General features: G+C 49.4%; 5 protein-coding genes and 1 tRNA gene. 4 read left to right on the forward strand and 2 right to left on the reverse strand.

The window, feature by feature from the left end; all coding sequences use genetic code 11:
• The 4 genes from WC490_08035 to tilS form a co-directional block, all read left to right on the forward strand.
• On the forward strand, nt 1-422 hold a 422-nt coding region (locus WC490_08035), incomplete at its 5' end, for a hypothetical protein (protein ID MFA5098549.1).
• A 46-nt stretch (nt 423-468) separates the two neighbouring features.
• Nucleotides 469-542 (forward strand) — tRNA-Met (locus WC490_08040).
• A gap of 8 nt (nt 543-550) precedes the next feature.
• On the forward strand, nt 551-976 hold the full coding sequence (locus WC490_08045) for a hypothetical protein (protein MFA5098550.1): 426 nt from the start codon (nt 551-553) through the stop codon (nt 974-976).
• Nucleotides 977-2,332: a tRNA lysidine(34) synthetase TilS gene (tilS, locus tag WC490_08050; protein MFA5098551.1), complete on the forward strand. Its 1,356-nt coding sequence runs from the start codon at nt 977-979 to the stop codon at nt 2,330-2,332. It abuts the gene before it with no gap.
• On the opposite strand, the gene WC490_08055 is transcribed toward tilS, so the two are convergent.
• Both WC490_08055 and WC490_08060 read right to left on the reverse strand, forming a co-directional pair.
• Nucleotides 2,329-3,258 (reverse strand): dihydrodipicolinate synthase family protein, encoded by a 930-nt coding sequence (locus WC490_08055; protein MFA5098552.1) that lies wholly within the window; start codon nt 3,256-3,258, stop codon nt 2,329-2,331. The genes tilS and WC490_08055 overlap by 4 nt on opposite strands.
• A 32-nt stretch (nt 3,259-3,290) precedes the next feature.
• On the reverse strand, nt 3,291-3,483 hold a 193-nt coding region (locus tag WC490_08060), incomplete at its 5' end, for a hypothetical protein (protein MFA5098553.1).

The raw sequence follows: 3,483 nt of genomic DNA on the forward strand, positions 1-3,483 counted from the left end.
TAGATTCTTTTGAAAAAGTCACCAAAGCGGTAGGGCATGTCTTCGGGTTCTGCAACAAAAAGGACGGCAAGTTATACATGCTCAAGCTCAGGGATACCGTGGCGAAGGATAAAATAATGAAGGCAAAGGGGAAAGAGGACCTTGCGGGGCTGGACGTGGCGATCCTCCATTCGCTCCTTCTTGATGACGTCCTTGAAAAATACAAAGGGAACATTGACCATGCCGCCGTTTCCTACACGCACGACGAAAAAGAAGCCATTGCCGGTGTAAGGAAGGGCAAATACAAATGCTCGTTCCTTCTGAACCCTACAAAGGTCTCGCAGATCATGGAGATCGCCGATAAGGGCGGAAGGATGCCCCAGAAGTCCACTTTCTTCTATCCAAAGCCGTGTTCAGGCCTGATATTGAGAAAGTTTGAATAACGATGGTAGGGTCATCGCATGCGATGCCCCCTACAATAATCATAATGCCGGGGTAGCTCAGTTGGTTAGAGCGAGGGACTCATAAGCCCTAGGTCGGCGGTTCGATTCCGCCCCCCGGCAGTAAGAAAATGAAAGCCCAAATCCAAAATCCTAAATCCGAAGTAAGACAGCATAAACCAATCAAAAGGCACAATGCGCATGAGCCTCGCGAGCCTCATATCACACTTTGGGAAAAGGTAATCGCGGCTTCGGGATACGTGCTGTTCTTTCCGACGTTCAGCATAATACTTACGGACCGGAGGAGGAACGGGGTCCTGGCTCTTCACGCTGCTCAGGGTTTCCTGCTCTGGATCTTTATCCTTGCCGGAATGATACTTTTAAGGCTGGGCGTGAACCAGGCAATGCTTGGTTCCGATGTGCCTTATCTGGATAAGTCAGTTACGGTGTTTTTCATGTTTTTCTGGCTTTACTCTATCAAGTGCTCGTTTCTTTTTCTGATGGGAAAAAAGGTCAATATACCTTTGATCTCTACGATATCCGCCGGGCTGGCATAATTGCTGGAAACAAAAGCTAAAAATACAATACGCTCGTTCAAGATGCTCTCTCCGGGAGACAGGGTCCTTGCCGCCGTTTCAGGCGGTCCCGATTCCATGGCGATGCTGCATTTTCTTTCTTGTTTCCCGGGAATCAGATTAACAGCTCTTCATATTAACCACAGGATAAGAGGCCGCGAAGCCGATAAGGATTCCCGTCTTGTAAAGGAATACTGCAAAACTCTAGGCGTCCCGCTGATCACAAGGTCTTTTGATGTCCCTTTGCATGCAAAAAGAAAAAAACTCTCGCTTGAGGAGGCAGGAAGGCAGGTAAGGTACAGGATCTTTGAGCGGGAAGCAAAAAGGAAAAAAGCAAAAAAGATCGCCGTTGCCCATAATGCTGACGACAATGTCGAAACTTTTGTAATGCGCCTGATGCGCGGTACAGGGCTCAAAGGCTTGTGCGGCATACCTCCGGTACGCGGAAAGATCATCAGGCCGCTGATCGATGTATGGAAAAAAGAGGTCCTTGAGTATTGCGCGAAAAACAGCGTGCCTTTCCGCGTTGACAAAAGCAACCTCAGTACAAAATTTACCCGCAACAAGATACGTCATCTTGTCATTCCGATGCTCGAGAAAGAGGATCCGCTGCTCAAAACAAAGGTTGTCCGTTATATCAGGTCCTTTTCAAAGGACTACGCCCTGCTCAACAAGAGGATCGAAGAGCTCGGCAGAAAGCTTTTAAAAAGAGCGGGGAGCGGTATCGGCATCTGCAGGAAAAAGCTTTTTTTCCTCCCGGAAGGGCTCCGAGGCTTCATGGTCAGGGAAGCCATCGAAAAACTTCACGGCAATCTATTAAATATTGAAGAGGTCCATATATCGAACATACTTACACTTCAGCGAGGATATTTGCACCTCCCGAACGGTCTGTTCGCGGCCGCGGACAGTGAGACCATCCTGATAACAAAGAAGAAGCCCGGAAGGCCAAGGACTGTCAGCTTTAAATACAGCCTGAGGGTACCGGGATATCTGGAGATCGGGGGATCAGGGACGAGGATAAGCGCCGAACTGGTGAAAGTGCCGAGGCGGTACAAAAGCGCCGGAAGGAATACAGCTTACCTTGACGCTTCAAAGATAAAAGGCAGATTGACAGTGAGGAGCATGAGGGCAGGGGACTGGTTCGTACCGCTGGGAATGAACGGGCGGAAGAAACTTCATGACTTTTTTATCGACTTGAAAGTACCTCCTGAGGAGAGAGGCCGGATCCCCGTAGTCTGCGACAGTGAAAAGATCTTGTGGGTCGCGGGCCGGAGGCCGGATGACAGGGCTAAATTGGACAGGACATCTAAAAAAGCCCTGCGGCTGTTCCTGTCTTAAGTCTCTTTTCTCAAACGGTTAAACACTTCTTCAACGGATATCTTTTCTTCTTGAGTCAATTCTTTTCCGCGGTCAGCCATACGGCTGCTGCAAATCCCTTTAAGGGAAAGCCAGTATTTGGTTGCCGCGGTGGCGGAACGGCGGTTAGCCGTGAGAGGTAATCTGACATCATTTATGGCTTTCTGCCACTTTTCCATTTCGACTATGCTAGAGGAATTGAATATCCTCTGCGGGTAGGGAAGTATATTACCTATCGAATTCACCGAAAAAGCCGCCCCCTTTCGCAGCGCGCCGGTGATATTGCCTTCATCTCCCGTTCCGGTCTCGATCTGCTTTGCGTATTCGCCCAGCAATTCAAGGTCGCAGGAGCTGTCCTTTAGTCCGGCAATGCTGTTCCTGAAAACTTTTACAATGGAAGGATCGATGTTCAGTGATGTGTCCAGATGTATCTTCGGAAGATTGTACAGGAGAAGCGGTTTTTCTATAGCTTCCATCAGTGACAGGACCTGTTCCATGTGCTGAGGGATCTCTTCGTTCATCCTGAGGTAATGCAGGGGGGCAATGACGATAGCAGAAACTTCTTTTAACCCGGCCATGGACCCGATGTTTTTTAGGGTGGCCTCCGGAGAATCTCCCGAAGCGTTGGCAATTATCCTGAACCTGCCTTTTGATGCCCGCGCGAAAGCCGTTACGGTTTCAATCCTCAGCTTGTCCGTCATGTACGCGAATTCACCCGTTGTTCCGGCGACGAAAAGCGCGTTTTCTCCGAGCTTGAGGATGTGGCCGCATAACTTCGCCACTGCTTCTTCATCTGCCTGCAGTTGTGTTGCGCTTTCTATAAAAGGGGTCACGGTCGCAACGACGTTCTCCCTGACAAGGAGACCTTCGACACGTCTGGGCGGTATAAGAGGCAAGGGAGTATCCATGGCCATATCAAACCTATTATAGCCGGCTTATGTTATCTGCGGTCGCCGACCTCGTCTTTGCCTTCCAAATTGCTTAGCCTGCCGTGGTAATGCCGGTAATCGCCGGTAACGGCTTGATAAGCGCGCTGATCTTTGCCCGGTGTAAATGTTTTACCCCAGGAGATCATTTTATCGCAGGCTGTTTTATAATCCGGATAAACTTGTGCGCCGACCATGGCAATGATA

This window comes from Candidatus Margulisiibacteriota bacterium (assembly GCA_041650635.1).
Taxonomy (GTDB): domain Bacteria; phylum Margulisbacteria; class WOR-1; order JAKLHX01; family JBAZKV01; genus JBAZKV01.